At 72.7% G+C, this 2,594-nt stretch carries 1 protein-coding gene and 1 tRNA gene; both read left to right on the forward strand.

The genetic code is table 11. The features are described from left to right. Window positions 1-276 precede the first annotated feature (276 nt). A complete protein-coding gene (locus tag ABTZ94_RS37280) occupies window positions 277-2,403 on the forward strand; it encodes a tetratricopeptide repeat protein (protein WP_351207859.1) in 2,127 nt (708 codons plus the stop codon). A gap of 81 nt (window positions 2,404-2,484) precedes the next feature. Next, a tRNA-Met gene (locus ABTZ94_RS37285) sits at window positions 2,485-2,558 on the forward strand. The last annotated feature ends 36 nt before the right edge of the window (window positions 2,559-2,594 follow it).

Genomic DNA, 2,594 nt, shown 5'->3' on the forward strand with positions numbered 1-2,594 from the left:
AGCAGCTCGGTAGCTCGCTGGGCTCATAACCCAGAGGTCGCAGGTTCAAATCCTGTCCCCGCTACTGAAAGACGAAGGCCCGGATCCTTTCCAGGATCCGGGCCTTCGTCGTGCCGCGATGACTTTCTTGTGTGATGCGTGTGAAGTGCGGTTCGCAGGGCACGAGTTGAGCCCGGACGTGTTTGACTTGTCTCTCTGTGGGCATGTCGACAAAACGCTGAAGTGACCTCGCTGCCGTGGTGTGCCACGTGTACGCGGGTTGTAGGTGGTGCGACGATGGTATTTATGGGGGACAGGGCAACTCTGTTGGAGACAGGGCGGTTTGTGAAGCGCCGCGTTTATCAGCCGGATAGTGTGATGAATGCGGCATTTGGTGTTGCTGCCACGGAGAACGACGAGACCACTGAAACCACTGAGATCATCGGGACGACCGAGACCGCCGAGACTGTGGGGTGTGCCGCGACCGTCGAGAGCACGGAGAGTGCAGAGGGCACGGAGAGCGCCGAGGCCACTGGGAGCGGCAGGAGCGCCGGGGCCATTGAGGCTGCCGAGATCCGGGAGAGCCCGGAGAGCGCCGAGAGCGAGGCGCGCCACCGTCGCGCCGCCGACGCCGGTGACACCACGTCGATGAGCGTTCTCGGCGCCCTGCTGCTGCGCCGCGGCGATCTGGACGGCGCCGAGCCCTATCTGCGTGCGGCCACCGCCGACGGCGACCGGGCCGCGGCCAACAACCTGGGTGTCCTCCTCCACCAGCGCGGATACGTCGACGACGCGGCCGGCTGGTGGCGTATCGCAGCGGTCGCGGGTTCCGCCGCTGCCGCGCACGCCCTCGGTCGCCACTACCGCGAGCGGGGGGACGAGCCCGGCGCCGAGTACTGGCTGCGGCAGTCCGCCGAGCAGGGCCATGCGCTGGGCGCGTACGCCCTCGCCGACCTGCTGGAACACCGCAGCGACGTCGGTGCCGAGCGCTGGCTGCGCGCCGCCGCCGAGCAGGGGCACCGGGAGGCCGCGTACCGCCTCGCGCGCATGCTGGACCGCAACACCGCCGACGACCCGCACGACGCCTTCGGCCGCCCGGGCCTGGGCCCCGCGCCCGGCCCCGGACCCGGCGCGGGCGGCGCCGATCGGCCGGGCGCCGCCGCCCGTTCCGCGGTACGCAAGGACGACGGCCCCATAGCCGGTCCGGCGACCGGGCGCGTGGGCGAGGCCGAGCAGTGGTACCGGCAGGCCGCCGCGCGTGGCCACGGGCGTGCCGCTCTGCATCTCGGCGCCATCCTCGAACAGCGCGGCGAGCCCAGGGAGGCCGGCCGCTGGTACCTCATCTCCGCGAAGGCCGGCGAGGCGCGGGCCGCCTGCGCGCTCGGATTCCTGCTGCGTGACGCGGGCGACGAGGAGAGCGCTGCCGTGTGGTGGTTGCGCGCCGCCCAGGACGGCGACGGGAACGCCGCCAACGCCCTGGGCGCTCTGCACGCCGCCCGTGGCGAGCAGCAGACCGCCGAGCGCTGGTACCGCGCCGCCATGGACGCGGGCGACGTCAACGGGGCGTACAACCTGGGGCTGCTCTGTGCGGCCCAGGACCGTACGCCGCAGGCCGAGCAGTGGTACCGCCGCGCCGCGTACGCGGGCCATCGCGAGGCCGCCAACGCACTGGCTGTACTCCTGCTCCAGGCGGGCGACGCGACCGGCGCCGAGCCCTGGTTCTCCAAGGCGGCCGAGGCGGGCAGCGTCGATGCGGCCTTCAACCTCGGCATCCTGCACGCCGGACGCGACGAGGATCGTGCGGCCCTGGTCTGGTACGAGCGGGCCGCGGCGGCAGGTCACACCGAGGCCGCGCTCCAGGTCGGCATGGCCCTGCTGCACCAAGGCGAGGAGCAGGAGGCCGAGCGCCATCTGCGCTGCGCGGCGGGCGGCGGCAGCGCCGAGGCCGCCTTCCGGCTGGCCGGGGTGCTGGACTCGCGGCAGCCGCCGCCCGGACCTCCCGCGCTGGGCGAGCCGATGCCGGAGAAGACCGAGTGCGAGGAGTGGTACGAGCGGGCCGCCGAGCAGGGGCACCGCCGCGCCCAGGTGCGGGTGGGGATGCTCGCGGCGGCCCGTGGTGACGTGGACAGCGCGGCCCGCTGGTATCGCGAGGCCGCCGAGTCGGGCAGCCGCAACGGCGCCTTCAACCTCGGGCTGCTGCTGGCCCGCGAGGGCAGCGAGCGCGAGGCCGCGCTGTGGTGGAGCCGTGCCGCGAACGACGGGCACGGTCGTGCCGCCCTGCGTCTCGCCCTGCTGGCCGCCCGCCGCGGGGAGCTCACCGAGGGGCAGCGCTGGTGCGCTCGGGCGGTCGAGCTGGGCCCGGCGGAGGTCGCCGAGCGGGCTGCCCGGCTGCGCGAGGCGCTGCACCAGGAGCTGACCGCATAGCAGTGCGCGGCGGCCCCCGCACGGCTCGCAGAAAGCAGATTTGCGCTGGTCCAGGGCGTCACGTACTGTTGGGTTCAACGACGCGGGGTGGAGCAGCTCGGTAGCTCGCTGGGCTCATAACCCAGAGGTCGCAGGTTCAAATCCTGTCCCCGCTACTGAACGCAGAAGGCCGGATCCTTTGGAGGATCCGG

The sequence above is a fragment of the Streptomyces sp. NPDC002785 genome (genome assembly GCF_040295565.1).
Classification (GTDB): domain Bacteria; phylum Actinomycetota; class Actinomycetes; order Streptomycetales; family Streptomycetaceae; genus Streptomyces.

Excerpts from the sequence above, each read along its gene's own strand:
- ABTZ94_RS37280 (WP_351207859.1), top strand. The coding sequence starts at position 277 with ATGGTATTTATGGGGGACAGGGCAACTCTGTTGGAGACAGGGCGGTTT.